Raw genomic sequence first — 26,946 nt, 5'->3', positions numbered from 1 at the left:
CAGAAATGCCGGCCATTTCGGCTACGGGCTTGAGATCGCTTTTGCCGGGCGTTTGAACGGGTTCGCGTCGGGCACGGCGAAATCCAGCTCAATCTCCCCCTTGTCGACAGCATCCGATATGTACCGGAAAGCGCCGACGGTCATGCGCATCAGGTGATCGCCGGCTTTGATTGGCGGATATTTGGCCGTGGTCTCGGGTGTCTTGAATTTCGGCAACGGTTCAACGACGGCGTCATAGTCCAGACCAAAGAACAACGGCATGGAATAGCGCTCCTTGCCCGTATTGACGACGCGGTGCTGCGTGGACTTGTAGAGGCCGCCCGACCAGGTCTCGAAAATGTCGCCGATATTGACAATGAAGGTTCCGGGGATTGGCGGGGCCTCCATCCAGTAGTCATCGGTGTTCAGCACCTGGAGACCGGGGCCGCCCTGGAGCAGAATGGTAAAACACTCAAAGTCGGAGTGGGCCTCGATACCGACGAAATCCTTGCTCGCCGGGACGTCATTTTCCAGATACCGCAGGAGACGCAACTGGGATGTCGGGCAGTTGACGTTTTTTCTAAGCGTGCCCGCTTCAACGCCCAACTCGAGTTCCAGTGCGCTCAGGAGCTTCAGCCCAAGGCCGAAGACGGCGTCATAGTAGCGTGAGATCGTCTCTTTCCAGCCGGGCAGATCCGGCCAGACATTCGGGCCGGTCATCCGCCAGCCGGCCAGATAATCCGGATGATCAGCCGGCGCTTCAAACGACATGTCCCAGGCTTCATTGAAATTTATCGTTTTGGGAAAGGCACTGCCGTTTTCCTCAAATGGCACGTAGCCACGATGGTTGGTGCTGTAACCGCACCAATATTTCATCTTGAAGCGCCGGGATTGGGTGTGGAAAGCTCGGGACGCTGCGAAGGCATCGTCAATCAGGGCCTGATCGACGCCGTGGTTCTTGATGTAGAAGAATCCGGACGTCTTTGCAGCCTTACCAAGTTCCCTGGCCACGGCTGCCAGAGCCGTCTGATCGCTGGTGTGGAGCCCCGAAAGGTCAATAACCGGCAGGGAAACGTTGTCCGAACTCAGCGCGATCTGGTCCTCGGTACCATCATGATCCGCCTCCCGATCAAGCGTCCTTTGGTCCAAGAGATCGCGCATCATAAGGCTCCGGCGTTTGACATGACAACGAGACAACGGCTCTTCAGCCGACCCATCCTGATCGCTGGATCGACGTGATCGGGATGTTGCAGACGATATCACCTGAACCATTTTGCACAATAAATGTGTATGTAGAAAAATTAGGCAAACCGCCTATCAATCGCACATGCCTTTTGTGCGAAAGATTGATATATTTCCTAAGTATCTGTTTTTGTTTTTCTTTTTGTTTGGCATGCAATGTGCTTTCGAAGAGGCATGCCTCAAACTCAATGAGGTTCCACCAAGATTGGCGAGCGAGGGGCCGCCGGAAATTGAGAGGAACACGCTGGATGACGCAGAATTTCAAAACGCGGAGCGCAAGCAATCTGACACGCCGCACGATCCTGAAAGGCGCAGCAGGAACCGCAGCTCTTGCAGCCAGCGGCTCGATGCTGGCGATGCCGGCAATCGCTCAGGCACGCTCTATAAAGATCGGCTCTTACGGTGGCTATTTCGAAGACAGTTTCAAGAAATACGTTTATCCGGCATTCACCGAGGCAACCGGCATCACGGTTGAGTCGGTCACACAGCCGAATTCCAGCGACTGGCTGGTGACAATGCAACAGGCAGCGGCATCCGGAACGGTGCCTGCAGACGTGTCGCTCTATGGCAAGGACACCATGATCAAGGCGACCCGGATCGGCGACATGCTGAAGCCGCTGGACGCTTCAAAAATCCCGGGGGTGACCAATCTGGATGCCGAATTCCTCTATGAGGGTCCGGACGGTCTCGTCGGTGTCGGCTCGATGGCGTGGTTCAACGCCATGGTGATCAATCCGAACGAGGTCACACCTGCCCCGACAAGCTGGAAGGAATTCTGGGAAAACCCGGCATTCGAGGGTTCGCTCGGGATCTCCAAGAAAATCGACGGACGTCTGCTCGACATCACGGCAAAGACGTTCTTCGACGGCGCCGAGACCTTGATGAGCGAAGACGGTATCGTTGCGGTTCTGGACAAGGTTGCCGAACTCAAGCCGCACGTGGCGCTTTGGTGGTCTGCTGAAAGCCAGATGGAACAGGCAATGAAAAACGAGGACGTGATCGCAGGGTCCTACTATCTGGACGTTGCAAACATCATGGCGTCCGACGGATTCCCGATCAAGCCGCTGTTCCCCGCCGAGGGCAACCCGATCGGATACGGGTCCTGGTGCCTGAGCCCGCTTTCGGAAAAAACCGGCGAAGCCTACGAATTCATGGCGTTCTCCAGTGATCCGGCAACGCAGGCACTGATGTCACGCAACATCGGAACCGCGCCGCTGGTCAACAGGGAACTGACTGATCTGACGGATGAGGAATTCGCATTCGTTTCGGGGTCGCCGATCATCACGCCGGCTTATGAGTCCTATCTCGACAACGAGACGTTCATCAAAGAGCGGTGGGACGCAATGCTTGCCGGAGCCTGATGTTCCATGATTGAGGCGGGGAATACGGAAGCAGTCCTGTTGATCCCGCCTCCTTTCCAACACGCGTCAGGTTCTGTGCTCCGCCGCTGGTTTTCGCCGCGTGCGACAGCATGAAACTCACTCAGAAGAACGTTTCGAAAGTAACAGCTTCATGGCCGGACTGGTCTTAAAGGATGTCAGAAAGACATATGGCGAGGTAACAGCGCTAAAGAATATCGACCTCGTCTTTCCGTCGGGCAAGCTGACGGCGCTACTGGGGCCTTCGGGATGCGGCAAGACAACCTTGCTGCGCATAATCGCCGGGCTGGAAACGCCAACCAGGGGAAATCTTTCCCTCAATGGCGAAGACATCACCACCCTGCCGGCCAACAGGCGGAAATTCGGCATGGTGTTTCAATCCTTTGCCCTCTTTCCGCATTTATCGGTGGGCGAGAATGTTGCCTATAGCCTGACGATTTCAGGCGTCGAGAAAAAGACCCGCTCGAAACGCGCGCAGGAGCTTCTGGACCTCGTGCAGATGGCTGACTTCCAGGACCGGCGCATCGGACAGCTGTCCGGTGGCCAGCGTCAGCGCGTTGCGATCGCGCGGGCGCTCGCACAGGAGCCCCAGGTGTTCCTGCTTGATGAGCCCATGTCGGCACTCGATGCGCAACTGCGCGAAACCATGCAGGTCGAACTCCGCCTGCTGCAGCAGCAACTGAACATCACCACGATTGTCGTTACCCATGATCAGCGGGAAGCCATGACGATGGCAGACGAGATCGTCGTCATGAGCAATGGGGTGTCCGAACAGATCGGATCGCCGACGGATATCTATCAACGCCCCGAAACCCCCTTTGTCGCTTCCTTTATCGGCAAGGCAAATTTCCTGGATGGCACGGTTCGCGGCGGACGCGTTTTCGTTGGAGATAGCGCATTCGACCTTGAAAAACCCGCGCCCTTCGTCGACGGCTCACCGGTGCAACTCGTTTGCAGACCCGAAAATGCCGAACTGTGCGCCGCTGACACCAATGCTTCGAACATCCTGACCGGTCCTGTCTCCTTTGTCAGGGATGTCGGCCCGACACGGGAGGTTTTCGTTGAGACGGATGCGGGACGGATAATCTGCGAAATGCCATCGTCAGACGCCACGCCCGTGACTCAGGGAGAGGTAACGGGCATCAGGTTGAAATCGCACACCTTGTTCTGCTTCCCCAGACCTGACCCGGGCAACCTTGAAAAGACGGTTGAGGAAGCCGGGCGACGCGAGAACGTTGCGGCATGAGCGACCTGGCAGCAGCGTCATCCCTGGTACACGCCCGCGACGGAACACGTCTTAAAGGTCAGGAAGGCCCTCGGGCCGACGCGGTTCAGTCAATCGGTGCGCGGCCGATCATCATGACCGTGATCGCCGCCTTTCTCGTGTTTGTATTTCTGGCACCGATCCTGCTTGTCATCGCGGTCAGTTTTGGCGAGAAGATAGAAGGAGCAAGCTGGGTCTGGGCCTTTGATCCAAGCAACTATGCGCGGGTCTTCGTGGGGATCGGCTGGCCGGATCAGATTACGCTGCTCTATGCCTACAAGCTCGGCTATACCCTGGCTTATGCGGTTCTGGGTTCACTGATCGCAATCGCGTTTGCCTTTCCCTTCACATACTTCCTCAGTCAGTGTTCGCGCCCGGCTCAAGCCGCCTGGCTGGTGTTCATTCTGGCAAGCCTTTCCATGTCGGAGGTCTTCATCGTCATGGGCTGGGACATCATGCTGTCCAACCGTTCAGGCCTGCCTGCCCTTTTCAAGGCCACGGGCGTGACGGCGTGGCTGAAAGACACCGGATGGCTTGCCGTTTTAAAGGACTGGGGGCTGGCGAACCCGCGCAATGTGAAATTCAAGACCTCGCAGCTGGCAACCGTATTGACCATGGCCTATCTGGTCTGGCCCTACGCCGTCATATTGCTCTATGCGCCACTCTCGCGGATCGACCGCTCGATGATCGAAGCGGCGCGTACGATGGGAGCGGGATCGTTTACCGTCATGCGTACGGTTGTTGTGCCGGTGGTTCGCATCCCGGTCATGGGCACCCTGCTGCTGCTGTTCGTCTATCTGCTTGGCGCCTATGTGACCGTCACCTATTTCGCGGAACCGGCACACCAGACGCTGCCGGTCTCGATATACGAGGCAATCCGCGGAGCGACGCTCAACGCACCCTTCGGGGCCGCACAGGCTGTGGTGCTGTTGAGCACGGCCGGCGTGTTCATTCTTGCGAGCCTCTGGCTCGGCCGGCTAGCGGAGAACCGGGGCCGATGAAAGCCACGTTCAAGAACGGTTTCATGCTGCTATGCGCTGCCTATATCAGCCTTCCGATCGTCATCGTATGCCTGTCCGCCCTTAATGGCGGCCGTTCCATGCTGTTTCCGCCGAAGGATCCGACCTTTGCCCGGTTCTACGAATTTTTCGTCTCCGAACCGGTTTGGCTCCGGTCCATGGAAAACTCGATCATTGTCGCACTGGCAAGCGCGACACTTGCCGTCTTGATTACCTGGCCGATCGCCTATGACCAGTGGAAGCGCAACACGGCGTTCTCAAAAGCGCTCACCGGGCTTGCCGGATTGCCCTTTGCCTTGCCGCCGATCGTCTTTGGTGTCGGTCTCAGCTTCCTGTGGACCTTTGCCGGCGGGCTGGGGAACATCTTCACAGGCATCCTCAGCCATACGGCCCTGCTGGCCGCGCTACCTCTTGTGACGATTTCGATCGGATTGCAGTCGATCGACAGGTTTCACCTGGACGCCGCCCAGACCATGGGGGCAGACGAGCCGACAATCCTGCGAACCATCATTCTGCCGCAGACCCTGTCCTATACCTTGTCCGGTTTCTTCTTCGTGGTGGTGTTGAGCTTCCACGAGTTTATCGTCATTTTCTTCGTTTCCGCCTCCGCTTACAGCACGGTGACGCTGCAGATTTTCAACTCACTGCGCAACGGCTTCACGCCGACCATGGCTGTCGGCGCGATCACCTTCCTCCTGGTTTCGATCGTCGTTTTCAGCGCCGTTGCGCGCTACGGCGACCTGCCCCGCCTGCTTGGCGCCGACCCGGCGCGCAAAGACAATTGATCTGAGAAGGACAAAAGCCATGGCAAAACAGCCCCTTATTGTCGGTAATCCGGTCCTGCTGGTGATCGACATTCAAAAAAGCGCGTTTCTTGAAAACTACGATGGCGGCATTCCCAAAATGTCCGCCTATACAAATGCCATGCGCCAGGCGCGAACGGTGATCGACGCTGCGCGCGCAAGCGATATTCCCGTAGTCTTCTTTCAGGAAGCGCACCGTCCCGACATGGTGGACTTTGGCCGCGAGCTCGACGGGACGGAGGACGTGCATTGCGTCGAAGGACGCGAGGGGACGGAAATCGCCGATGAAATCGTCGGTCTCAAACCCGATGACTACGTGATCAAGAAACGGCGGTATTCATGCTTTATCGGCACCGATCTCGATATCCTGCTCCGGGGTCTCAAGGCCGACACGCTTATCATGGTCGGCGGCCTCACAAATGTGTGCGTCCACTACACGTTTGCAGACGGTCATCAGAAGGACTTTTACTGTCGTGTCGTGAAGGATTGCGTCGGCGGCTCCGATCCGGAAGCACATAGTGCAGCCCTCGACGCGATGGAATACCTGCAGACAGGAGCCGTGCGTTCATCCGATGAGATCATTGCCGCATTCCGTTCACACGCGAGTGCGGCGGCCTGATGGAAAACGGCTCTGATACGACTGCGGATCCTGTTACGGATACCGAGATCAAGGGTCTCTGGCGGCGCGCTTACCTGAAGGCCCCGGCAAAGTTCCCGGATTTCGAAGACCATGACACGCAGGTCTACTGGTTTCAGGCGGAAGGTCTTTACGCCGATGTGCGCATTCCGGCACGATTTTCAGAAGGCGTGCCTGCGGCCAGTCTTGCCGAATTCTCGGACGAAGAATTGCGCGCGCTCGCCGAAGCGGAGGGGTTCGCCGGTTGGGCGGCAGTAGTCGACGGTGTCTGTACCTGGCAGAGGGCGATCAACTTGCAGGGGCCGGAAACAGGACGAGATATTGGTCGCCTGGAACGCGCCCCGCGCGGTCTATTCGAATACGGCGTTGATGCCGATTTTGTCGAATTGTGGCTGGACCGGCAAATGGACGAAACCGCACCGCAAGGCCGGGTGTTTACATGCGATGGCGGCTTCTGGGGATTTCTGATCACATCAAGAACGCGGTTTCTTTTCGCCTGCGATCGGCCATCCCGTAAAAACCTGGCGCGGCCATGGCGTTCAGCGCTTGCGCAGGCGCTGGCAACTGGCGACCGGGAAGAGCTCACCGATCTGTTCCAGGCGGAGTACAGTTTCGGCCGGATTGTTGATGGAGCGGCGGTCATTGATCTGTCGAGCCATCCCAATCGCGTTGGCGCCTTGTTGTGCGATGACCTCCATGCCACGCACAAGACGCTTGCCACCCTTCATTCACGTTTCGACGGCAAGGCGCGCAAGCGGCACTGGACCGTTGCCGAACTTAACGTATTTTCGTGAAACGACCTCTCAAACGCCCCAGATCCGGAAGTATTTTTCCACGATCTCGTCAAGGCGTTTCCTGTCAAAACTGGGATCGTGTCCTCCGTGGACGATGGTGATATCGAGCGCCTGCAGCTTTTTCATCGTCACCACGTAGTCGTCAACGCTCATGCCCGGACCGTCATAGATGAGCGGGCCATCATAGATCGCATCTCCGGCGAACAGGATCCCGGTTTTCTCCTCAAACAGAGCGATGCTTCCCGGCGAGTGCCCCGGCACATGCAGGACAGTGAACTGCCGGTCTCCCAGATCGACGGTATCCCCCTCTTCAAGCAGGCCCGTGGCGGGCGCGCCTTTGAGTTTGTAGGAGGCCGGGTCATACCCCCCGTGGGGCAGCGCGTTGATCAGCAGTTCATCAAGCGGCGGATAGCCCGAGGAAGCGAAGAGCTCCAGCAGCTTCGGATCGATCTCATCGCGAATGATCGTGTTCATGATGGAAGGGGCCGCCATCTCACCCGCTTCGATCGGATGTACGAGACGGATATCAAATTCATGGACCCCGCCAATATGATCGATATGCGTGTGGGTCGACACACAGACGATCTCGGAATGCGGCTTGGCCGAGAGCGGGTCGACATAAGGCGCGATCGGGACGATGCCCATCCCCGTGTCTATGATCATGTCGCGTTCGGCGCCGCGCACGAAAAACATGTTTGCCTGCTCCAGAACATGAACGTGCGGTTCCAGCAGCATGTCCGTCGTGTCGTCGACCCTGGAGATCGAAAACCAGTCCGGTGCTATCGGATAGTGAGAAACATCGGGCATTTTTGCTCCAGTGGTGCGGGCGCGGGACCTGGAACCGGTCCGTGACCCGAGGCCGGACATTGCGCATAACCCTGACGCGGCCTGTTTGTAGCGAATTGAATATCGAGGCCAGCCAAACGATCAGCACCCTGCCACTCTAAACAATTGAAACCCCTGTAAAAGGGCAATTAATGGCCATTCCTGACGCTAAATTGAGCAGAGCAGGTCCCCTTCCCGCCATTCCGTATTCGGAGTAACTTTCAGGGACGAACAAAACCAAAAGACATGTGTGACCGGTTTGCAGAAGAAGAACTTGAATTCCGTTGACTTGAACCTCTTCAAGATCCTCAACGCGATGATCGAAAAGCGGAACGTCACTCTGGCAGCCCAGTCGCTCGGCATGTCGCAACCCGCCGTAAGTCACGCGCTCAACCGATTGCGGTCGTTGTTCAACGACGACCTTTTCGTGCGCACACCCCAGGGAATGCAGCCAACGGAACGATGCCTGGCGGTTTCGGAAAAAGTTTCCGTAAGTGTGGCCGAACTTGTCAACGTGATCCAGGCGGATGAAGACTTCGATCCCTCTGAGGCCAACGCGATCGTGCGCATCGCGATGAGCGACCTGCTGACCGGACTGCTTCCCGGGATGCTCGTGCCGAAGATGAACCGGATTGCCCCGAATATCGAGTTCCGCTTTCTCCCGGCCCTGGGTCTTGCGAAAGAGGTCGTGGAACAGAGCCTTCATTCCGATCTGGACGCCGGACGCATCGACCTGGCCTTCTTCTGGGACTACGATGTTCCCAGCCGTTATTCCTGGCACAAGCTCGGCGAAGTTGACTACGTATGTGCCGCGTCCAAGGAAAATGCGCGCTTCGAAAAAGAGCTGGACGTCGCATTTTACGAAGCTGCACCACATGTCAGCACAACGACGATCGATTCCAATCGGACGCGTCTGGACCAGCAGATTGTCGATATGGGGCACAGCCGAAACGTGAAACTGCGCGTGCCGCACTTCGCTGCGGCAATGAGCGTCGTGTCCGCCTCGGATATGATCACAAGCATACCCCGTATCATTGCGCCAATTGCGCGGGCCCGGTACGGGCTTGTCGTACGGGAATTGCCGTTCCAGTCTCCCGTGCGCCATCTAAACCTTGTCTGGCACAAAACACGCGACGGTGACCCGCTTCACAAATGGTTGCGGCAGGCTGTTTCGGAAAGCTATCGCGAACTCAGCGATGCCGCCTGACCGCTCGAAAAGCCGGAAGCAATCAAGCCGGCGACGGATGGCAAGGCATCGATCGCCCGCAGACCTGACCAGAGCACTTCGGTTTGTCCGGCGTCGAGACGATCAGTGCAGCAATTCAGGAATTTTGCCAGGTAATCCTGTTCGGTGAACGGGTCGGCTATCGTGCCCTTTGCATAGGAGCGCCTGGCGGACACTTCTTGCCCGTTGTTCAGGCGCACGGTGACCATATGCTCCAGCGGCTGGGTTATTGGCACGGATTTCTCGTCTATTTTCAATATAGTTACGTGAACTTTCTCCAGTTGACTCTGAACTTCCGGTCGGTGCACGGCATCATTGTGGAGATCATCCAGCCAGAACTTCCCGCCCAGCAGGAAAGCGATCATCGCATAGGGAAGAGAAAAGCGCGCCTCCATCCCGTCACGAGGACGGTCGTAACGCAGGTTCTGGCGATTGGTCGTTCCAACGGAGACGTCGATACGCTCGATATCCGCGAGGTCGAAATTGCCGCTCCGTTTCAGGTCCTCAACGGCGTCCAGACCCTTGTGCGCCGATGCGCAACAGGCGTGCCTTTTGGGCGCAAGTCCGTAGGTCTCGACTGCGCATGACGCGTGCAGGCTCTCAAGGACGTTTTCATAAGCCGGCTTATCGTTGCCGCTATGCATCGCCAGAAAACCATGGGGCCCATCCAGCGCGTCAGCAGACCCCCTGATGCCGGACGCCGCCAGCAACGCCGCTTCGACGGAATTCCGCGCCGCGAAACCGCAATGAAGGGATTTCGTCATGGTCCCGAACTGCGCCTTGGTTCCCGCAGCCATGCTGCAGGCGATGCTCATCGCATTGGCAATTTCAGACCTGGATAGGCCGATCATATGCGCGGCGGCACCGGCTGTGGCGATTGTGGAAAGGGTGCCTGTCGCGTGCCATCCCGCAAGGGTGTGGCCCCGTCCCATAGCGCTGGCAATGGCCGCCTGAATTTCCAGGCTGTGCAGGTAGGCGTCAACGACCTGCCTGCCGCTGCAGTCGTGCTCCTCGGCCAGTGCAAACAAGGCAGGGACCGCCTGCGCCGAGGCATGTGTCAGCGCGGGGTAAAAGTTATCGTCAATTTCCAGGACATGGGCAGCAGTGCCGTTCACGAAAGCAGCCGTGGATGCGGAACACGCGTGCGCGCCGAAGACCGGCGTCGCCTTCCCGGAACCTTCCACAAGGCACGCTCCAGCGGTCCTGCCAACGACGTCATGATCGGACGCAGCCACGATGCAGCCAACCGTATCGGCGATACCAAACCGCGCCCGTTCGAGCACTGTTTCACTCCAATTGCCCGGATGACCCGTGATCCAGCCGGCGATTCCCCCAATCAGCATGTCAGCCTTCTCCCTCGCCTTCCCGTCCAATGTCCCAGAACAGTCCCGTCATGACCCGGATCGCGCTGAGACAAAGATCAATCCGGACATGCTCGTTCGGTGCATGTTGCGAGCAGTCAGAGTAGGAATGCGGCACCCAGACCGTCGGCATTCCAACGATCCCCTGGAATGCATGGTTGGGCAGCGAACCACCGATACAGGGGATCAGGTCCGGCGTCTTTGCCTCCGTCCTTTCCAGGGACCGCATGGTTTTTTGTACCCATTGATTGTCCGGGTCGGTGGTTGTTCCGCGCCACCATGTACTTCTGGCGGGGCTCAGGACCACATCCTCAAAACCGTGGGCATCGAGATGTGATCGCAGTGCCGGAAGGATGGTTTCCGGGTCCAGTCCTGCCAGGAAACGCAACTGACACCGTGCCCAGGCCATCGGCGCGATAGCATTGACAGGGCGCTCGGGAGATCCGGCCTTGATGGCAAGCACCGCGAAATTGTTCCACGCCAACACGCGCTCAGCCGGTTCAAGGTTTGTTTCGCCCCAGTCTGCGTCCATTCGGGAGACACCATCCGACTGCAGGATCGGGCAATCCTTCAACAGACCCCGAATACGCTCCGTCGGTGGTTGCGGACGCCATGCCTGGATTAGGATACGGCCATGGTCGTCAGTGATCGTGGAGATCGCATGCGCCAGCCGGATGACCGGATCCTTGATCGAACCGCCCCAGTTTCCGGAATGCCGCCCTCCGTTGCGATACCTGATTTCAAGATCGAAGTTGAAGTTGCCGCGTGAACCGAGCGCAACTGTTGGCCTGTCTGTCCTTATGCGTGGACCATCGCTGGCAATCAGGAGATCGGCGGCCAGTTCGTCCTTGTGCGTCCGGCAGAACGCTTCAAGCCCTGGCGAGCCGGACTCTTCCTCCATTTCCAGCAGGATCTTGCAATTGAATCCGAGCCGCCCCCGTGTGGCCAGAACCTGGCGCAGAGCTGCAATGTTGATCCAATGCTGTCCCTTGTTGTCCGCCGTCCCGCGTCCATACAGCCTTCCATCCGCTTCCTCCAGCTTCCAGGGTGACCTGTCTGCGTCCCACTCTCCCTCCTGCCCCGGGACAACATCGCCGTGGCCGTAAAGCAGCACTGTCGGCAATTTCGGGTTTTCGATGCGCTTGTAGATTGCCAGCGGGCCCGACCCCGGGTCGGGGTTGTCATAAATCCTTGTCTCAAAACCAAGTTCCGCCAGTTCCGGCGCGATGATATCGCTGAGGTAGATCTGTTTCTGAGCCGCATCACCCCGCCTGGATGTCTCCGTACGGCAGGCAACGAGGCGCTCCAGATCTGCCTTGAACCGAGCCTCTTTTATGTAAAGCGCGGCGGATGCGACCGCGGCTTCACGGCAGCGAAGATCGGATTTCTGATCGGGTCTCGGTAGCATTTGGGAAAGATCCAGTCGCTTTGGTAGGCAACGTCCGTGTTGCGGGCGTCAATGCCGGTTCGGCACAGCCTTGTCGAATGGCTCGATCCTGTTCCCAACCGTTGACCGAAGTTTATGAAGACCGGGCGAAATCCGTGAAATGAATTTTTTCTATTTCCCTTATGCACAAGGTGCATGAGACGGCCTTCGTCATTATTCTTTTTATGCATGTTTGAAATACAAAGCATGCATTGGACACATTAGCTCGCGCGGACCTAGCGTAGTGAGGACAAAAAAATCACCAAAAAGAGGGTCCGATGAAACTCAGGTCAACACTTCTTGCGGCTACGCTGATTTCCTCCCTTGCGATGCCCGCATTCGCCGACAAGGCCAGCGACACGCTTGTCGTCGCCGCCAACAAGGAGATACAGACGCTGGACAGCCTGTATTCGACGGCACGTGAGAACGTCATCCTCTCCTACCTGACCTCGGATCAGCTTGTCGTCAGGGATCCGGAAACCAACGCATACCTGCCGGCGCTCGCGTCCTCCTATTCCTATGTCGACGACAGGACGGTGGAGTTCGTTCTGCGCGACGGTGTGACGTTTCACGATGGTTCACCCGTTACGGCTGAAGACATCGTCTTTTCTTTCGATTGGACAGCGAGCGAAGCAGCCGCGACCAAGCGTGGTGCGTTCATACGCGGCTGGTTTGAAAGCGCCGAGGCGCTGGACGACAAGACAATACGCATAACCGCCAAAAAGCCCTACCCGCTCATGCTGCGCGACATTGCCATGTTTGTTCAGACAAGGAAGGCAGGCAGCTATGGCTCGGCATCAGAACCGGACACAAGTGCCCTGACGCAGGAGTTCAATGGCACCGGACCCTATCGCGTGGTCGGTTTCGACATGGGCGCAGGTGTCACGCTGGAGAAGTATGACGGATATTACGCCGACAGCCCCAAGTCCACCGATGGCGCGAAAACCATCGTCATCCGGCCAATCCCCGAATGGGGTACTGTCTCCGCCGAGATGATTTCAGGCGGCGTGCAGTTCTCCTACACGGTTCCCGACGACACCGCTCAGAACCTTGGAACCCTGCCAATGGTCGACCATGTTCCCGGTCCGACAACACGAATTGGCTTCCTGATCCTCGATGCCGGAGGCGTGACGGATCCCGAAGGTCCCATGACGCATCTCAAGGTGCGTCAGGCAATGAACCACGCCGTCAACAAACAGGCGATCGTGGATCACCTTGTGGGCGGTTCGAGCGTGGTGATCAACGCGTTGTGCTACGACGGGATGTTCGGTTGCACCCAGGACGTCACGACCTATGAGTATGACGTTGAAAAAGCAAAAACGCTTCTTGCGGAAGCCGGCTATCCAAACGGCTTCGAACTCGAGCTCTGGGCTTACCGCGACAAACCTGTAACGGAAGCCGTCGCCGCGGATCTCGCAAAGGTCGGTATCAAGGCGAACATCAATTACGTGAAGCTTTCGGCATTCTCCAAGGCACGCGCCGCTGAAGAGGCACCGTCCATGCATGGCACCTGGGGCTATTATGCCACGCCCGATGTCGGCGCGATTACCAACCACTTCGCGGCAGGTTCGAACCGCAACCTGAACCGGGATCCGGAACTTGAGGCGCTCTTTGACGCCGCCTTGTCGACCATTGATGACGAGGAACGCGCCGGTCTCTACGCACAGGCACTCAAGCTCTCGGCGGACATGGCTTACCACGTGCCGATCTACCGGTTCTCCGAGAACTATGTTGCCGGCAAGGACGTTGCCTTCACACCTCCGTCCGACGGCCTCGTGCGCCTGAACGAAATCACCTGGAAATAGGTCGTTTCAACCCGGGGGTCCCAGTCGTTGGGGCTCCCGGGCCCGATCCGTTCAGGCAAAGGTCCTGAGCCGCAAACCGGGTAACGAGGGAGACAGGACGTGTTCAAATTCATTCTCCGAAAACTGGGAATGGGACTTCTGGTGGCGATCACGGTTTCGCTGGCAACCTTCCTGATGCTCAACCTTGCCGCAGATCCGGCATCGATGGTCGCCGGCGAAGACGCCTCACCCGAAGCGATCGAGGAACTGCGCGTGCAATACGGTTTCGACCGACCGCTTGCTGTTCGCTACGTGGAATGGATCGGCAATGTCTTTACCGGAAACTTTGGCGAAAGCTACTATTGGAAGCGGCCTGTCTTCGACCTCTTCCTGGAACGGGCGCCGGTTACACTGACACTCGCATTCAGTGCCTTGACGATCACCACGGTCGTGGGACTGCTGCTTGGTGTTCTGGCCGCGCTCAATCCCAACGGATGGCTCGACCGTTTTGCGCTTAGCCTTGGAACTGCGGCCCAGGCTGTCCCCAACTTCTGGCTCGGTCTGATGATGATCATTCTGCTTGGGGTGATGTTTCCGATCTTCCCCGTTTCCGGCGACACGAGCTGGAAACACTTTGTCCTCCCGTCCTTTGTTCTGGGCATGAGCGCAGTGCCGCAGGTTCTGAGGCTTACGCGCGCGGGCATGATCGATGTGCTTGGGTCCGATTACATCAGAACCGCACGCGCCAAAGGCTTCGGTCCGGGCCGGATCCTGTTTCAGCATGCTATGCGCAATGCGCTCCTGCCGGTCGTGAGCGTGATTGCGATCCAACTGGGCTACAAGCTTGGCGGTTCGGTGGTGACGGAGTCGGTCTTCGCCCTCAACGGGCTGGGGCGTCTTGCCTATGAAAGTATCCTCGGCGCCGACATTCCGACCGTGCAGATGCTGGTTTTCATCTTCGCTCTCATCTTCATCTTTCTGACCGTTGCCGGAGACGTTTTCAACGCCTGGCTCGATCCTAGACTGCGTCTGGAGTGACAAAATGACTGCTGCAAGCACCAGTCCGCAACAGATGGCCGGCGACATCATCGATCTCACCCCCAGGGAGCGGATGATCAAAAAGGCCAAGTCCCATCGTGGTCTCCAGTTCGGTGGCGCAGTTGTCCTGACCATGACCCTGGTGGCGCTGCTGGCCCCCGTCATTGCACCCTACTCCCCGTTTGAGCAGGACCTGGCGAAGCGGCTTATCTCTCCTGTCTGGGCCGAGGGTGGCAGCTGGGAGCATATCTTTGGCACCGACCAGCTCGGCCGCGACTATCTCAGCCGTCTGATCTACGGTGCCCGCGTTTCCATGGGCGTGGGTTTCGGGGCGGCGCTGCTGGGATGCGTCCTTGGCGTGACCATCGGCCTCGTCGCTGGATATCTCGGTGGAAGAGCCGATCGGGCGGCTTCGTTTCTGTTGACCTGCCAGCTGGCGCTGCCCTCCCTTCTCCTGGCGATGGCTCTTGTCTTCTTCGTCGGTGCATCGATCACCACACTGATTGTCGTTCTGGGGTGTCTGCACTGGTCCTACTACATGGTCGTAACGCGGACGATGACCCGGCAAATCCGTGAACTGGAATATGTCTTTGCCGCGCGCAGCATCGGCAGCACGGACCGCCAGATCCTCTTTTACGAGATTCTGCCCAATCTCTCGAACCAGATCATCGTGGTTTTCTCTCTGGAGATGGCAGTCGTCATCATCCATGAGGCTGCACTTTCCTTTCTCGGCGTCGGCGTACAGCCACCGACCGCTTCCTGGGGTCTGATGATCGCCGAAGGCAAGGAGGCAATGTACTTCAAACCCTACCTTGTCGCGATTCCCGGTGCCGCCCTGTTCCTTCTGGTGCTGGCGGTCAATCTCCTGGGTGACGGAATTCGCGACATCACCGCCCCGGAAGGCCGTAACTGAGGCAGGAGACAGACAATGAGCGCCCTACTCGAAGTGGAAGACCTGTCCGTCACGCTGAAGCTGGCAGAAGGCGATTTGACCGCCGTTTCCGATATTTCCCTATCCGTTGAAAAGGGAGAAACACTCGGGATCGTCGGCGAGTCCGGTTCCGGAAAATCCATCTCTTCCCTCGCCGTGATGGATCTCCTTCCCAAGGGCACCGTCCGGAAAGCATCAAAGATGCGTTTTGGCGAAACAGATCTGCTGTCCGTGACCCCATCGCAAATGGCAGCCTTGCGCGGCAACAGGATCGCGATGATCTTTCAAGAGCCCATGACGTCTCTCAACCCGGTCTACACGATCGGACGGCAGATGACTGAACTCTTGATGCTGCACAAGCACGTCTCCCGTGCGGAAGCGCGCGACCGGGCAGTCGAACTTCTGGAAAAAGTCGGGATAACCGCCGCCAGAAGCCGCTTGTCCCAATACCCGCATCAGCTCTCCGGCGGCCTCAGGCAGCGCGTCATGATTGCGATGATGCTGATGTGCGAACCGGATCTGATCATTGCGGATGAACCGACGACGGCCTTGGACGTGACGATCCAGGCCCAGATTCTGACCCTTCTGCGCAGTCTGCAGCGTGAAATGAACATGGCCATGATCATCATCACGCATGATCTTGGTGTCGTTGCCCGGGTGTCCGACAAGGTCGCCGTCATGTATGCGGGTCAGATCGTGGAGACCGGCAAGGTCGATGAAGTCTTCGGAAAACCGCTTCACCCCTACACGCAAGGACTTCTGGAGAGCATTCCGATCCCGGGTGAAATCAGTCCGGGCGAAGAACTGGGTTCCATCCCCGGGCTCGTGCCCTCGCTCAAAACCAACTTCCGGGGATGCCGGTTTGCCAACCGCTGCAGCCAGGCGTTCGAAAACTGCCACACGACACTGGTGTCGCTCAACGAAACAGCGCCGGGCCGCCAAAGCCGCTGCCTTCTGACACCGGAGGCAGCCGCGCAGGCATTCCGGTCCGGAAACGGACCCAAAGATGCCGCCCCGACTGGCTATGGCGCGGATGTCGACATATCCGGTGCTCCCGTGCTCTCGGCCAGAAACGCCGAGTGCGTGTTCCGGATCAAACCCAACATGTTCGCGCAGCCGAAACAATTGCGCGCAGTCGACGGTATCTCGCTCGACCTGCACCGGGGTGAAGTCGTGGCGGTCGTGGGTGAAAGCGGGTGTGGGAAATCGACACTCGCCCGCATGCTGCTCGGCCTTCGCAATCCCTCATCGGGGAGCATCACGCTGAACGGAGAAAACATATCGGGTCTTTCCAATGTCGAGAAATCCCGGCGTGTTCAGTCCATTTTTCAAGACCCCTATTCCTCGCTCAATCCGCGCAGAACGATTGGCGAGATCATTCGCAGGCCGCTGCAGCTGCACGGTTCAGGTACCGCAGCAGAGCAGCAGGAAATGGTCGAAACAATCATGGAACGCGTGGGCATTCCGCGACGGCTCTATCACAACTATCCGAACCAGCTGTCGGGCGGTCAGCGCCAGCGTGTCGCAATCGCCCGCGCGCTCATCCTGAAACCGGAGATCGTTGTTTGCGATGAACCAACGTCGGCGCTCGATGTCTCGGTTCAGGCGCAGATCCTGAACCTGCTTCTGGAACTCAGAGAGCAAATGCAGCTCACCTATCTGCTGATCACGCACGACATGGCCGTTGTCGAACACATCGCAACGCGCGTGGTGGTGATGTATTTGGGACGTGTCGTGGAAATCGCGGATGCACGGACACTCTTCGGCAGTCCGCAGCACCCGTACACAAAGGCCTTGCTTGGCTCTGTACTCACACCCGAGCCTGATGCGGACGTTCCCGATATCGAGCTTGGCACATCCTATCCAAATCCGATCGACCCGCCGAGCGGGTGCACGTTCCACCCGCGATGTCCGGTTGCGACCGACTTGTGCAAACGCTCCGCACCCGAACTGCGCCACATCGGCCGAACAGAAACCGCCTGCCACAACGTTGCGGCCGAAGTGATCGCGGCCGAATAAGCTGCAGGTGTTCAACGGCTTGAGGCAGCCAGGGGAGTTTTTTCGAGACCTGACAGCGGGCGTCTCCATCAAAACCGGGAGAATTGTTCCGCTGCATAGAGAGTTGCGATGACCACTATGTTGCATGACCTGGAAACCGCGAAACGTTTCAATCGGATCCTGAACTGCGCGGGGCGTCAGGACCTTGAGCAATTCGTCTCGCTTCTGGACGAAAGAGCAAATCTCGTTCAGTTGAGTGCCGGTCCGTTTTCCGGCTCAGCATTCAAGACGGATTTCCCCCTTGTGTCAGTGCAGTTGGAACGCTGCAATCAGGATATTGAAAAAGAAGTAAGTCTCGGCAAAGACGAACTGGCTTTCACCATCTGCGTCCCTACCGGAAATGCCGACATTTCCCGCGATCGGATCATGCAGGCAAGAGACTGCGTCATTGTTCAGACACCAGGATGCAAAAATGTCTCGATCCTTCCGGCCGGAACCATGCAGCTGACAATCAAGGTCAGCAAGAGCGCCTTTCTGGAGCATCATCTTCTATGTCCACAAATTCGCGACTGGCTAACAAAGACGAATGGGAAGGTGGAATTTCTGCACTCCGAACGGTTTGCATCCCGATTGCGCGATGTCGGCGGCACGGCTCTGGAAATCTCGGCAAACGATGAAACACCGGCGCGCCTTGAGTTGATCGGACGGAGTTTCGTCTTGGGACTTGTCGGTGCACTGACACTCGAATGGTTGTCGAAACAATCCGTACCGAGATATCAGAGGACGAAAGCGTTCAATTGTTTCCAGACGGCAAGGAACATTGTCCTGGAGGGGATCGGTGAGGCAAGCGATCCCTGGACCGTCACACTTGAGCGGCTGGGTTCGCGGCGCACTGTTGAAAAGGCCTTTGCAAAACTCATCAACATGGGCCCAGCCATGTACGCGCGCGTTTTGCGGCTGAACAACGCCCGCCGCAAGATACTTGATGACGCCAACACGGAAAAAAGTATCGGCGATATCGCCGCCGAGGAAGGTTTCTGGGACTGGAGCCGCTTCACCGCCTATTACCGGAAGCAATTCGGCGAACTCCCTTCCGTCACGCGCAGTAAATTCTTGCTTTCAAAATGAGCGTCGAAAGCGTGCTGCCGCATGAATTTGCGTGCCCGGAGTCCCTGCTCTCGCAAACGTTCGCATGCAGGTGCCGCACCCGGGTATGAACAGCCGCGGACGCGCCCGGGTTCGAGCAAAAAAGAGGAAATGAAGAGCACCCGATCAAAAATCCGGTGCCCGATAGCTCTTCTACTGGATCGTGATTTCGACCCGCTGGTTTTCGCCTGTCGAGCCGGGCTGGCGCAGGAAGTAGCGTCCGGGCTTGATCGCCAGAAACTCAATTTCCATGGTTCCGGCATCATCGAACTCGACGCTTTCCAGTCCAAACGGCCGAACCTCCAGCCCGTTGATCACAACCTCGTTGACCCAGATCGCGCGGAAGAAACCAGGCCCTTCAAGCGCCAGTTCCGCGCTTCCGTCCGAGACGATTTCGACCTCGTACATCGTGCCGGACTTCAGGACGAGTGGTGCATCCGCGATGGGTTTGCCCGATGACAGGATCAGGTCGGGCAGTTCCTCGCGGTTCGACTTGTCGAGAATTCCGGCGAACCCGAAGTCATGGGCCACGGCGGGCGCCGACAGGATGCTCAATGACATAAACAGTCCGATAAGTTTCTTCATGATGCTTTCTCCCTTTGCTTTTCTCGTCTGTCTTCGTTCCGAACGACCGTCGCCGGCGTTCCTGCAAGCACCAGCGTTCGGTCTGCCAATGCGTTAGCTTCATCCGTGCTGTGGGTGACAAACAGGGTCGACGGCATGCGTTCCCTGATCAGCCTCCGCGTCAGTACGATCATCGCCGCTGCGGTGCTCCCGTCGAGGGAAGCAAACGGCTCATCGAGGAGCAGCAGTTCCGGACGCCCGGCAAAGGCACGCGCAAGCGACAGGCGGCGCTGCTGCCCGAGTGACATCTGCCGGGGAAAGAGCGCGGTGTGTTCGGCCAGGCCGACCTTGTCCAGCATTTCGCGGGCTGCGGGTTCGGACATTTCCGGATGCACAATGAGGATGTTGTCGATCGCAGACCGCCACGCGAGGAGCGTCGGCTCCTGAAAGACGAACGCCATCTGATCGGGACGCCGGACAACGCCTTCGTAGTCCTGGTCCAAACCCGCGACAAGACGAAGTAACGTCGATTTGCCAATCCCGGATTGTCCAAGAATGGCCACGCATTCCCCCTTGGACACCTCGAAAGAAATGTCTTTCAAAATGGGCGTGGTTCCGAAGCCTTTCGCAATTATGTCGACAGAAATCATGCCTGCCTCCAGGCCCTCACCCTGCTTTCGGCGGGCTGCACCAGAAGCCATTCGACCGCGAGCATGAAGGCAATGAAACTCAGCGAATAGACAAGCACCATGGTTACATCGAAAAGCTGGAAATAGAGGTGGATCTGGAAACCGATACCGTTGGAACGCCCCAGAAACTCGACAACGAGCACCACCTTCCAGATGACTGCCAGTCCCGAGCGGGCCGCGCCCGCGATGTAAGGTGCGAGCTGCGGCAGAACGAAATGGTGCAGAAATGTTGTGCGTCTCACCTGATAGACGCGTGCCATGGCTTTCAAATCCGGATCGAGCGCCCGCGCACCCTCCCGAATGACCGTCGCAACACCCGGTATCTTGTTGAGAGCGACAGCTGCAACGGCGGCAACATCGGTCAGTCCGATCCAGAGGTAACACAACACGATCAGGACAAGCGCCGGCAGGTTCAGAAACACGACCAGCCACGGGTCAAGCCAGCGATCGAATCCGGGATAGGTTCCCATGATCAGTCCCAGACCGAAACCGGCAGCCATGGCAATAGAGAACGCAGCGATCACCCGCAGGATTGTCGCGGACATGTGCTCAAGGAGCTCACCCGAGCCTGCTTCCTGCAAAAACGGCCTAACCAGATCGAGCGGTGATGGAAGAACCGTGGGATCGCCACCTAGCGAGGCAAGAAGAAACCAGGCCGCCAGGAAGGCAACGAGGGAAACAATTCGGACCACGGAGACCGGCACCTGATTTCACTCGAGTTCGACGAAGAGGCCGGCCGGAAGTTCACTGACCTTGCCGACGAGTTTTTCGCCGCCAAGACGTCTCATCAGAACGAAGAACGTGGCCGCGCTGTCTTCGTTGACGTTGCCCGGTGCAGGAATGCCCGAACGGAAATCGCGGCGAAGGATTTCAAACTGTGCGTCTGTCTTTGCATTCATGCGCGGCCGCAAGATGTCCCAGGCCGCGTCATCGGTAGCGAGCAGGTTCTTCGCCTTGCGGGATGCCTGGTAGAATGACTTGGCAATCGAGGGATTGGCTTGAAGATAGCTTTCCTTCAGAACATATCCGAGCAAAGGTATCTCCGCATCCAGTCCAAGAGACGTTGCCGCCGTTTCAACGGAGATCAGTTCACGCATCCCGGACGCTTTCATCTTGGCCAGGAAGTGCCAGAAATTGATCGCACCCGCCGTTTCGCCCTGCAATGCAGTCTTGAAAATGAGCGGAGGTGCGCCGAATACCTGTTCGGTTTCCCCGGCAAGGTCGAAGCCGTATTCCTTCTGGGCATAGGCTTGCAGGATCAGCCAGCTCTTGTCGACCGGCCCGCCCGCAATGCCGATTTTCTGTCCCTTGAGGTCTGCCAGGGTTTGTGCAGGACTGTCCTCCGGCACCACGAGCCCGCCGACGGCCCTGGAATACGGGATGAAAACATAATCCTTGCCGGCAGCGCGCTGACGGGCGGCCCAGATCCAGTCGGCAACGGCAACATCCGCCTCGCCTCCCGCCAGCGCAACACGTGTCGCGCCATTGTCCGCGAACGGCTGGACACTCAGTTCAAAGCCGAACTCAGTGTCAAAACCATAGCGCTTGATGGTATCCAGTTCCCAGTTGACCGTCCCGATTTTCAGGACAGCCGCACGCAGGACCGGCTTGTCCGATGCGAAAACACCTCCCGCGAGCATGGTGCAGATTGCCAGGGCGGCACCGACATGTCCGAGGCACGAAAGGAGCCCCCTGAACAGTCGTCGGCCTCCCGATGAAAGAGCCGGGCAAACGGCATCGATTGTTCTTAGCATCATGGTCTCCCGGTTCCGCGTGTCAGGTCCGTCCGGTCAGTCTGGTGCGACGACGACGCCCCACGGCTGCTGCCCGACCTGGATGGATTTGACCGCTTCCTGTTTCGCAACGTCGATGACGGTTATGTCGTTTGAATTCCCGTTGGTGGTCAGCAGGTACTTCTGGTCCGGCGTGAACGCGAGCTGCCAGACGCGCTGGCCGACAAGGACGTATCGAACGACCTCGTTGCTGGCGGTGTCGATGACCGCGACCCGATTGGCGGGCCCGAGGGCAACAAACAGCCACTTGTTGTCGGCGGTAATCCGCATGCCGACCGGCTGAAGCCATTCCGGCTGAACACCGGCGACCTCGAAGCCGATTTTTTGGGTCAGTTCCGGACCGGTTTCGCCATGCATGTCGATGACAGACACCGTGCCGCCGATCTCCGAACTGACGTAGAGCGTTTTGCCGTCATTGGTAAAACGCGCATACCGCGGCCGCTGATCGACAAGGATGTTGTGCTTTATCTTGTAGTCTTCGGTCGCGATAAAATGGGCCATGTTCGTCGTTTCTGACGTGTTGACGACGAAGCGGACATCGGGGCTGATCGCCATCCCTTCCGGTTCGACACCAACGGGCACTTCCGCGACGATCGTCTTCTTTTGCGTATCCACCACGGTGACGAGATTATCGTCCTCGTTGGAGACATAGAGCTTGGCTCCGTCCGGACTGATCACGAACAGTTCCGGATCGGGCCCGGATGGCAAGGACCAGAGAAATTCGTATGTGTGCGCATCGAAAACCTTGATCGTGTCATCGTCGGAGGCACACACATAGAGATGATCGCCGTCCGGGCTGATGCCGATACCTCTCGGTCTGTTGCCGGCCGGAAACTCGGTGACCTGCTCCCAGGTGCCGCTGTCGATCACGGTGACCGTGTTGCCCTTTTCATTGCTCACGTAGATCTTGTTGGCGTATGCCGAAGGAGCCAGAAACACGCCTGGCGACAGACATAAAAAGCCGGCCAGAAGCGTTACCTTGGCGGCGAGAGTCGATGGTGTGAACATGGCTTCGTTCCTCGTTTCGCGTCAGTTGGCAAACGCCGAACAGGCGCTTTCCGGTTCATCGATGCCAAGGCTGTCCAAAGGAGACCGGTGATGCAGAAAGCCCTCCTGAGGCGACACACTGACCGTGATCTTGCTGTCCGTCAGAAGAACGGGTTGCCGAAGCTGCCCGTTCCAGGGCCTGAAGGTCACCTTCTGACCCTTGAACGCGGCCAATTCGAATGCATCGCTCAGGATGTAGTCGCGAAGAACGGCAACATCGTCGCTTGAAGACCGTGAGACGGCTTCCCCGATCACGCGAAACGCGACCCAGACGTTGTAGTCCTCTGGGCGCACATACCTGCCATTCTGTTTTTCGAAACGCCTTTGAAACTGCGTGGCGCCCCAGGCCTCATGCGCTGCGTGGAAACTCACCGGCCGCAGCCCTCCCGACCCGGCGACAGGCCGTGGCGTCCAGGTATGAAACGGCAGATAAAGTGCAAATACATCGCTTTCATCGACGGCGAGGACCACGTCGTGGTCCTCGGTTTCCTGCGTAAACACGGGGATCTGGCGCTGCACGAGGACATGCCCGCTGTCGGAGCGGCGCGACCCGCCGGTGTCCTCGAAAATGCGTTCTTCGACAATTTCGGTGCCGAATTTCATTGCGGAACGCCGGTAGGCTTCCGCGAGCTGTTGATCGTCCGGGTTGGAGCCTGATATCAGCAGCCAGCGTGTCCATTTTTTCCAGACCAAAAACTGTGCGAGCGCGTCGGTGAGCATCGCACGGCTGGGCGCAACATGAAGCAGGTTGGAACGGCAGCTCTCGCTTCTGAGCGCTACCTCGGGTGCGGCAGCGTTGAAAATGAGAGCGCCCGCTCCTGCCGCGTCCGCCACTTTCAGAACGTCGTTGCCGTGGCCGAGAACCACGATCATCGAGATGCCGTTCTCAATCAGATCCGCCGTGTCCGCTTCCAGCTTATCCGGTGTCGTGGACCTGGTTTCGAAGGAAAAGCTGTGCCCCAGAAACGAGCCGGTCGTCTCGTTGTCCTGATTGCCGAGCGATGCTCCCGCGAAGCCCAGATTGTCGGGCTTTCTGTCGAAGCGAGAGACAGGGGCAAGAACCGGATAGTCGACGCGGATCACACCAACGTTGACGTCCAATGCCAAGGCTGAGCCAAGGTTCGCGGAGCCGATCAATCCGGCTGCAATACAGAGGCAACGAGAAGCTGCTACAATCAAGGAGCGTATCATGAACTGGTCCGATCCGTTCTTTGACTGATTTTGCCAAACTGGATCTGGAAGCAAAATCGATACTTTAGGATCGATTGTTGTGCATTTTTCATTCCGTAAACTGATGTGATGAAACAGATCATTGCAGCCTTGGCGTGTATGATGATGATGTCCGCAGCCCTGGCCGAGGATCTTCGGCCTGGTGGAAAGGTCGCCTTCCTGGGTCTCGGTTTTGTGGATCTGTCGACCGAAGGTGCCTACAACGGTGTTCGCGAGGACGAGACCGAGCGTCTGACCATGATCAAACAGCTTGTCGAACAGAGGTTCCAGAAGGAGGGCCTGATCCTCCTCGACCTTTCACCGATCGAGAGCAAGCTTGAGAGCATTGCCAATCCGGGCCAATGCTACGGCTGCGACATCCGGTTCGGCAGGACTCTCGGCGCTGACTATGTCGTGGTTGGTGCCGTCCACAAGGTTTCAAACCTGATTGTTTCCATGAACCTGTTCGTGCGCGATGTCCGCACCGGTGAAACCCTGCGTGCAAAGGCCGTCGACATCCGGTCAAACACCGACCGATCCTGGCAGCGCGGCATGACCTACATTCTGAAGAATGGCATCTTCCAGGAATTAAACTGACGCTACCGGCTATTCCGAACAGGTCCGTCGGTCATTCAACCTGAACCGGGCGGCCAATTTTCGTCACTCGGATCGCTCTTCCGGTTCGACCCTCTCGAGCGGATACCCTGCCGCCTCCCAGCCATCCGTGCCTTCCGGATACCAGTAGATGTCCGTGTATCCGTACTCGATCGCCCGCTTGGCAGCATTCCAGGACATCCAGCAGTCCGCACGGCAAAAGATTACGACCGGGTTTGATTTGTCGCCATCCGTGATGGTCTCAAGACCCCGTCTGAAATAGTCCGCATCAACGTCGGGGATCGTCTGGTATCCCACATTCGGCAACCAGATGCTGCCCGGAATGCTGTCTCTCGGCTTGTCGCGCCAGACGGTTCCTTGCGGGAGTTTCGCTGGTTTGGGCAGGCGCGGCAACACATCGACAAAACCCACCTCGCCACCCTTCCAGACCTTATGCGCCACATCCGTCGTCAGGACCGTTGCACCGGTCAAGGTATCCGGAACAGGCGCGCGGTAGGGCTTGCCGCGATACGCCTCAGGTTCCGCAACAACTTGTGCCGCAAGCGGATTGACAAGAGTGAGCACGGCAACGCTGACAAACCATATGAGCAAACCGCGCCATACCTTTGGAAAGATGACAAGCACCATGTCAGTCCCCTTTCAGCGTTTCGGTGCCCATGTCATCCAGAAGGGGCACGCCGGCTTCCAGAAGTATGGTGTTTATTTCGTTCCTGTTTCTGCGGATGAGGGAGTTGAGTTTGCGTTGCCAGACCTTTTCGCCCGGCCGCACGCCCATCGTGATCCTGAAAAAGAGGCGTGGCGGATGCGCTTCGTTGATAAGCGGCGTGATCTGGAACTCCGGAAAATCGGACTTGACCAAAGGCCCGCCGATTGGACCCCAAAGGACCGCTGCGTCGATGTTCCCTGCCCTCAGGTCCTTGAGCATGTCGAGGGCCGGAGATTCGACACGCCGGTCGACAAACAGGTGATACGGTTTCGCCTTCGCGATCAGACCGTTCCGCGCCAGATGCGATGCCGGTGGCGATCCTGCCACTATGCCGAGCCGCTGGCCTTTCAGCGACGCGTCGGTGAGTGTTTTCACGTTTGCAAGGTTGCCGTCTTTCGGCACGATCAAGGCATAGGCAGATGTCATGTAATGGTTGGTGTTCAGAACCAGTTCGTGTCCCTGGGCATAGCCCATGATCACGTCGCACCGGTTTGCCCGCAACGTGTTGCGCACGAACCCGGTCGCCATGGGAAACCAGGTATAGGCGACGGGTCGCTCCAATTTCGCCGCGAACAGTTCGGCCAGCCGGTTTTCAAATCCCGACCCGTTTTCATGAGACAGGGGAAGGTTGGCGGGATCGGCACACACGCGAAACTCGGATCTGGAGACAAGGTCCGATGTCTGTGCAGCAGCGCTGCCTGCACCTTCGACCAGCAAACCAACAGGCGCCGACAACGCCGCGGCGAGCAAAGCGGATCGCAGCAAGCGCGTCTGCGGACCGGACCGCAGGCGGGGCAAAGTGCAATCCGGTTCCGGTTTCTGAACGCATGGCTGGCCCGACCTGCTAACCGAGGCAGGCATTTTCCTGCTCCCGGATGTCATCTGACTTTGCTTCTTTCTTTCCCGGCCTGCCGCGTGCCACCATGTCCGTGCCACGTGCTTTCAGATAGACATAGATATCGTCCAGGTAGCACATCACGTTTGGATTGGTGCCGAATGCGGGCATCACCGAATTCGCGGAGGCGTTCACTTTTTTCCGCCCGTTCGTAACGACATCGACAAAGTCGTAATAGTCCATCTCGATGGCGGATACCTTCAGGGCAGGTGCATAGGTCGACCCTTCTCCCTCCGGGCCGTGGCAAACGTGACATTCGGAATGATATCGGCGGAACCCCGAATAGGTCAGCCAGTCGACGGTGCCGTCTTCCTGGATCTTGTATGTCGGGATATCGTCATCGGTAAAATACCGCCCCCCCTCTTCATAAGCCACCGCAACAAGCGCTTCATCGAAGCTGTCCTCTCCGATTGCAACAGCGGCTGTTGTCAAGATGCAGAGTGCTGCTGCCGAGATGCTGGTGAGACTGTTCATGCGCATCAACTGTCCTTCAGGGCTGGCTTGCCGAGTGGCCTCGGCTGCGGCTGGAGTGTGTCGCTCCGGCGGTGTTTCGCTTGAATTCGGGCGGAGGCGGGGG

Annotated in this window: 26 protein-coding genes; 13 read left to right on the top strand and 13 right to left on the bottom strand. The window is 58.0% G+C overall.

Going from position 1 to position 26,946, the window contains the following annotated elements:
• Nucleotides 1-21: 21 nt before the first annotated feature.
• The gene (locus tag RBB49_RS16475; RefSeq protein WP_306143943.1) at nucleotides 22-1,140 is read right to left on the bottom strand and encodes an isopenicillin N synthase family oxygenase; all 1,119 of its coding nucleotides are present in this window, start codon (nucleotides 1,138-1,140) and stop codon (nucleotides 22-24) included.
• Nucleotides 1,141-1,469: 329 nt separating this feature from the next.
• Between RBB49_RS16475 and RBB49_RS16470 the strand changes: the two genes are divergently transcribed.
• From RBB49_RS16470 to RBB49_RS16445, 6 genes are all read left to right on the top strand, one after another.
• The gene (locus RBB49_RS16470) at nucleotides 1,470-2,582 is read left to right on the top strand and encodes a PotD/PotF family extracellular solute-binding protein (protein ID WP_306143942.1); all 1,113 of its coding nucleotides are present in this window, start codon (nucleotides 1,470-1,472) and stop codon (nucleotides 2,580-2,582) included.
• 151 nt (nucleotides 2,583-2,733) lie between these two features.
• Nucleotides 2,734-3,846 carry an ABC transporter ATP-binding protein gene (locus tag RBB49_RS16465; RefSeq protein ID WP_306143941.1) on the top strand — a complete coding sequence of 371 codons (1,113 nt, stop codon included), beginning with the start codon at nucleotides 2,734-2,736 and terminating at the stop codon, nucleotides 3,844-3,846.
• Entirely contained in the window at nucleotides 3,843-4,865 is a 1,023-nt protein-coding gene (locus RBB49_RS16460) for an ABC transporter permease (RefSeq protein ID WP_306143940.1), read from the top strand. The genes RBB49_RS16465 and RBB49_RS16460 overlap by 4 nt, the downstream gene beginning before the upstream one ends.
• Nucleotides 4,862-5,668, top strand: coding sequence for an ABC transporter permease (locus tag RBB49_RS16455; RefSeq protein WP_306143939.1), 807 nt, complete (start codon nucleotides 4,862-4,864; stop codon nucleotides 5,666-5,668). Before RBB49_RS16460 ends, RBB49_RS16455 begins: the two co-directional genes overlap by 4 nt.
• 19 nt (nucleotides 5,669-5,687) lie before the next feature.
• On the top strand, nucleotides 5,688-6,305 hold the full coding sequence (locus RBB49_RS16450) for a cysteine hydrolase family protein (protein ID WP_306143938.1): 618 nt from the start codon (nucleotides 5,688-5,690) through the stop codon (nucleotides 6,303-6,305).
• Nucleotides 6,305-7,117 (top strand): hypothetical protein, encoded by an 813-nt coding sequence (locus RBB49_RS16445; protein WP_306143937.1) that lies wholly within the window; start codon nucleotides 6,305-6,307, stop codon nucleotides 7,115-7,117. The genes RBB49_RS16450 and RBB49_RS16445 overlap by 1 nt, the downstream gene beginning before the upstream one ends.
• Nucleotides 7,118-7,126: 9 nt before the next feature.
• On the opposite strand, the gene RBB49_RS16440 is transcribed toward RBB49_RS16445, so the two are convergent.
• A complete protein-coding gene (locus tag RBB49_RS16440; protein WP_306143936.1) occupies nucleotides 7,127-7,924 on the bottom strand; it encodes an MBL fold metallo-hydrolase in 798 nt (265 codons plus the stop codon).
• Between the two features lie 292 nt (nucleotides 7,925-8,216).
• Here RBB49_RS16440 and RBB49_RS16435 point away from each other — a divergent pair, with 292 nt between their 5' ends.
• Nucleotides 8,217-9,149 (top strand): LysR family transcriptional regulator, encoded by a 933-nt coding sequence (locus RBB49_RS16435; protein WP_306143935.1) that lies wholly within the window; start codon nucleotides 8,217-8,219, stop codon nucleotides 9,147-9,149.
• Here the strand turns inward: RBB49_RS16435 and RBB49_RS16430 are convergent.
• Both RBB49_RS16430 and RBB49_RS16425 read right to left on the bottom strand, forming a co-directional pair.
• Nucleotides 9,122-10,510 (bottom strand): MmgE/PrpD family protein, encoded by a 1,389-nt coding sequence (locus RBB49_RS16430; protein WP_306143933.1) that lies wholly within the window; start codon nucleotides 10,508-10,510, stop codon nucleotides 9,122-9,124. The two genes, RBB49_RS16435 and RBB49_RS16430, sit on opposite strands and share 28 nt — an antisense overlap.
• Before the next feature lies 1 nt (nucleotide 10,511).
• Nucleotides 10,512-11,936: a M20 family metallopeptidase gene (locus RBB49_RS16425; RefSeq protein ID WP_306143932.1), complete on the bottom strand. Its 1,425-nt coding sequence runs from the start codon at nucleotides 11,934-11,936 to the stop codon at nucleotides 10,512-10,514.
• Nucleotides 11,937-12,232: 296 nt separating this feature from the next.
• On the opposite strand from RBB49_RS16425, the gene RBB49_RS16420 reads away from it, so the two are divergent.
• The 5 genes from RBB49_RS16420 (at nucleotide 12,233) to RBB49_RS16400 (ending at nucleotide 18,833) form a co-directional block, all read left to right on the top strand.
• Nucleotides 12,233-13,759, top strand: a complete 1,527-nt coding sequence (locus RBB49_RS16420) for an ABC transporter substrate-binding protein (RefSeq protein ID WP_306143931.1) — start codon at nucleotides 12,233-12,235, stop codon at nucleotides 13,757-13,759.
• Between the two features lie 99 nt (nucleotides 13,760-13,858).
• A complete protein-coding gene (locus tag RBB49_RS16415; protein ID WP_306143930.1) occupies nucleotides 13,859-14,776 on the top strand; it encodes an ABC transporter permease in 918 nt (305 codons plus the stop codon).
• Between the two features lie 4 nt (nucleotides 14,777-14,780).
• Nucleotides 14,781-15,689 (top strand): ABC transporter permease, encoded by a 909-nt coding sequence (locus RBB49_RS16410; protein WP_306143929.1) that lies wholly within the window; start codon nucleotides 14,781-14,783, stop codon nucleotides 15,687-15,689.
• Between the two features lie 15 nt (nucleotides 15,690-15,704).
• Nucleotides 15,705-17,726 (top strand): ABC transporter ATP-binding protein, encoded by a 2,022-nt coding sequence (locus RBB49_RS16405; RefSeq protein ID WP_306143928.1) that lies wholly within the window; start codon nucleotides 15,705-15,707, stop codon nucleotides 17,724-17,726.
• 108 nt (nucleotides 17,727-17,834) lie between these two features.
• Entirely contained in the window at nucleotides 17,835-18,833 is a 999-nt protein-coding gene (locus RBB49_RS16400) for a helix-turn-helix domain-containing protein (protein ID WP_306143927.1), read from the top strand.
• Between the two features lie 171 nt (nucleotides 18,834-19,004).
• On the opposite strand, the gene RBB49_RS16395 is transcribed toward RBB49_RS16400, so the two are convergent.
• The 6 genes from RBB49_RS16395 to RBB49_RS16370 form a co-directional block, all read right to left on the bottom strand.
• Nucleotides 19,005-19,436 (bottom strand): hypothetical protein, encoded by a 432-nt coding sequence (locus tag RBB49_RS16395; RefSeq protein WP_306143926.1) that lies wholly within the window; start codon nucleotides 19,434-19,436, stop codon nucleotides 19,005-19,007.
• Entirely contained in the window at nucleotides 19,433-20,065 is a 633-nt protein-coding gene (locus tag RBB49_RS16390) for an ABC transporter ATP-binding protein (protein WP_306143925.1), read from the bottom strand. Before RBB49_RS16390 ends, RBB49_RS16395 begins: the two co-directional genes overlap by 4 nt.
• The gene (locus tag RBB49_RS16385) at nucleotides 20,062-20,787 is read right to left on the bottom strand and encodes an ABC transporter permease (protein ID WP_306144123.1); all 726 of its coding nucleotides are present in this window, start codon (nucleotides 20,785-20,787) and stop codon (nucleotides 20,062-20,064) included. Before RBB49_RS16385 ends, RBB49_RS16390 begins: the two co-directional genes overlap by 4 nt.
• 27 nt (nucleotides 20,788-20,814) lie before the next feature.
• Nucleotides 20,815-21,744 carry an ABC transporter substrate-binding protein gene (locus RBB49_RS16380; RefSeq protein ID WP_306144122.1) on the bottom strand — a complete coding sequence of 310 codons (930 nt, stop codon included), beginning with the start codon at nucleotides 21,742-21,744 and terminating at the stop codon, nucleotides 20,815-20,817.
• A gap of 150 nt (nucleotides 21,745-21,894) precedes the next feature.
• Nucleotides 21,895-22,905: a PQQ-dependent catabolism-associated beta-propeller protein gene (locus tag RBB49_RS16375; RefSeq protein ID WP_306143924.1), complete on the bottom strand. Its 1,011-nt coding sequence runs from the start codon at nucleotides 22,903-22,905 to the stop codon at nucleotides 21,895-21,897.
• Between the two features lie 21 nt (nucleotides 22,906-22,926).
• Nucleotides 22,927-24,051 (bottom strand): ABC transporter substrate-binding protein, encoded by a 1,125-nt coding sequence (locus tag RBB49_RS16370; RefSeq protein WP_306143923.1) that lies wholly within the window; start codon nucleotides 24,049-24,051, stop codon nucleotides 22,927-22,929.
• A gap of 192 nt (nucleotides 24,052-24,243) precedes the next feature.
• Between RBB49_RS16370 and RBB49_RS16365 the strand changes: the two genes are divergently transcribed.
• Nucleotides 24,244-24,750: a DUF3280 domain-containing protein gene (locus tag RBB49_RS16365; RefSeq protein ID WP_306143922.1), complete on the top strand. Its 507-nt coding sequence runs from the start codon at nucleotides 24,244-24,246 to the stop codon at nucleotides 24,748-24,750.
• Nucleotides 24,751-24,813: 63 nt separating this feature from the next.
• On the opposite strand, the gene RBB49_RS16360 is transcribed toward RBB49_RS16365, so the two are convergent.
• The 3 genes from RBB49_RS16360 to RBB49_RS16350 form a co-directional block, all read right to left on the bottom strand.
• On the bottom strand, nucleotides 24,814-25,395 hold the full coding sequence (locus tag RBB49_RS16360) for a PQQ-dependent catabolism-associated CXXCW motif protein (RefSeq protein WP_306143921.1): 582 nt from the start codon (nucleotides 25,393-25,395) through the stop codon (nucleotides 24,814-24,816).
• Between the two features lies 1 nt (nucleotide 25,396).
• Entirely contained in the window at nucleotides 25,397-26,239 is an 843-nt protein-coding gene (locus tag RBB49_RS16355; RefSeq protein WP_336623427.1) for a substrate-binding domain-containing protein, read from the bottom strand.
• Nucleotides 26,240-26,318: 79 nt separating this feature from the next.
• The gene (locus tag RBB49_RS16350) at nucleotides 26,319-26,843 is read right to left on the bottom strand and encodes a c-type cytochrome, methanol metabolism-related (RefSeq protein WP_306143920.1); all 525 of its coding nucleotides are present in this window, start codon (nucleotides 26,841-26,843) and stop codon (nucleotides 26,319-26,321) included.
• Between the last annotated feature and the right edge of the window lie 103 nt (nucleotides 26,844-26,946).

Origin of the sequence: Roseibium sp. MMSF_3412 (assembly GCF_030733265.1) — a bacterium.
In the GTDB taxonomy this organism is placed as follows: domain Bacteria; phylum Pseudomonadota; class Alphaproteobacteria; order Rhizobiales; family Stappiaceae; genus Roseibium.
Note: the sequence above shows the minus strand (reverse complement) of the source record. Positions and strands in the feature narration are given on the sequence as shown.

Excerpts from the sequence above, each read along its gene's own strand:
- RBB49_RS16475 (WP_306143943.1), bottom strand. The coding sequence starts at position 1,140 with ATGCGCGATCTCTTGGACCAAAGGACGCTTGATCGGGAGGCGGATCAT.
- RBB49_RS16470 (WP_306143942.1), top strand. The coding sequence starts at position 1,470 with ATGACGCAGAATTTCAAAACGCGGAGCGCAAGCAATCTGACACGCCGC.
- RBB49_RS16465 (WP_306143941.1), top strand. The coding sequence starts at position 2,734 with ATGGCCGGACTGGTCTTAAAGGATGTCAGAAAGACATATGGCGAGGTA.
- RBB49_RS16460 (WP_306143940.1), top strand. The coding sequence starts at position 3,843 with ATGAGCGACCTGGCAGCAGCGTCATCCCTGGTACACGCCCGCGACGGA.
- RBB49_RS16455 (WP_306143939.1), top strand. The coding sequence starts at position 4,862 with ATGAAAGCCACGTTCAAGAACGGTTTCATGCTGCTATGCGCTGCCTAT.
- RBB49_RS16450 (WP_306143938.1), top strand. The coding sequence starts at position 5,688 with ATGGCAAAACAGCCCCTTATTGTCGGTAATCCGGTCCTGCTGGTGATC.
- RBB49_RS16445 (WP_306143937.1), top strand. The coding sequence starts at position 6,305 with ATGGAAAACGGCTCTGATACGACTGCGGATCCTGTTACGGATACCGAG.
- RBB49_RS16440 (WP_306143936.1), bottom strand. The coding sequence starts at position 7,924 with ATGCCCGATGTTTCTCACTATCCGATAGCACCGGACTGGTTTTCGATC.
- RBB49_RS16430 (WP_306143933.1), bottom strand. The coding sequence starts at position 10,510 with ATGCTGATTGGGGGAATCGCCGGCTGGATCACGGGTCATCCGGGCAAT.
- RBB49_RS16425 (WP_306143932.1), bottom strand. The coding sequence starts at position 11,936 with ATGCTACCGAGACCCGATCAGAAATCCGATCTTCGCTGCCGTGAAGCC.
- RBB49_RS16420 (WP_306143931.1), top strand. The coding sequence starts at position 12,233 with ATGAAACTCAGGTCAACACTTCTTGCGGCTACGCTGATTTCCTCCCTT.
- RBB49_RS16410 (WP_306143929.1), top strand. The coding sequence starts at position 14,781 with ATGACTGCTGCAAGCACCAGTCCGCAACAGATGGCCGGCGACATCATC.
- RBB49_RS16405 (WP_306143928.1), top strand. The coding sequence starts at position 15,705 with ATGAGCGCCCTACTCGAAGTGGAAGACCTGTCCGTCACGCTGAAGCTG.
- RBB49_RS16400 (WP_306143927.1), top strand. The coding sequence starts at position 17,835 with ATGACCACTATGTTGCATGACCTGGAAACCGCGAAACGTTTCAATCGG.
- RBB49_RS16395 (WP_306143926.1), bottom strand. The coding sequence starts at position 19,436 with ATGAAGAAACTTATCGGACTGTTTATGTCATTGAGCATCCTGTCGGCG.
- RBB49_RS16390 (WP_306143925.1), bottom strand. The coding sequence starts at position 20,065 with ATGATTTCTGTCGACATAATTGCGAAAGGCTTCGGAACCACGCCCATT.
- RBB49_RS16380 (WP_306144122.1), bottom strand. The coding sequence starts at position 21,744 with ATGCTCGCGGGAGGTGTTTTCGCATCGGACAAGCCGGTCCTGCGTGCG.
- RBB49_RS16375 (WP_306143924.1), bottom strand. The coding sequence starts at position 22,905 with ATGTTCACACCATCGACTCTCGCCGCCAAGGTAACGCTTCTGGCCGGC.
- RBB49_RS16365 (WP_306143922.1), top strand. The coding sequence starts at position 24,244 with ATGAAACAGATCATTGCAGCCTTGGCGTGTATGATGATGATGTCCGCA.
- RBB49_RS16360 (WP_306143921.1), bottom strand. The coding sequence starts at position 25,395 with ATGGTGCTTGTCATCTTTCCAAAGGTATGGCGCGGTTTGCTCATATGG.
- RBB49_RS16350 (WP_306143920.1), bottom strand. The coding sequence starts at position 26,843 with ATGAACAGTCTCACCAGCATCTCGGCAGCAGCACTCTGCATCTTGACA.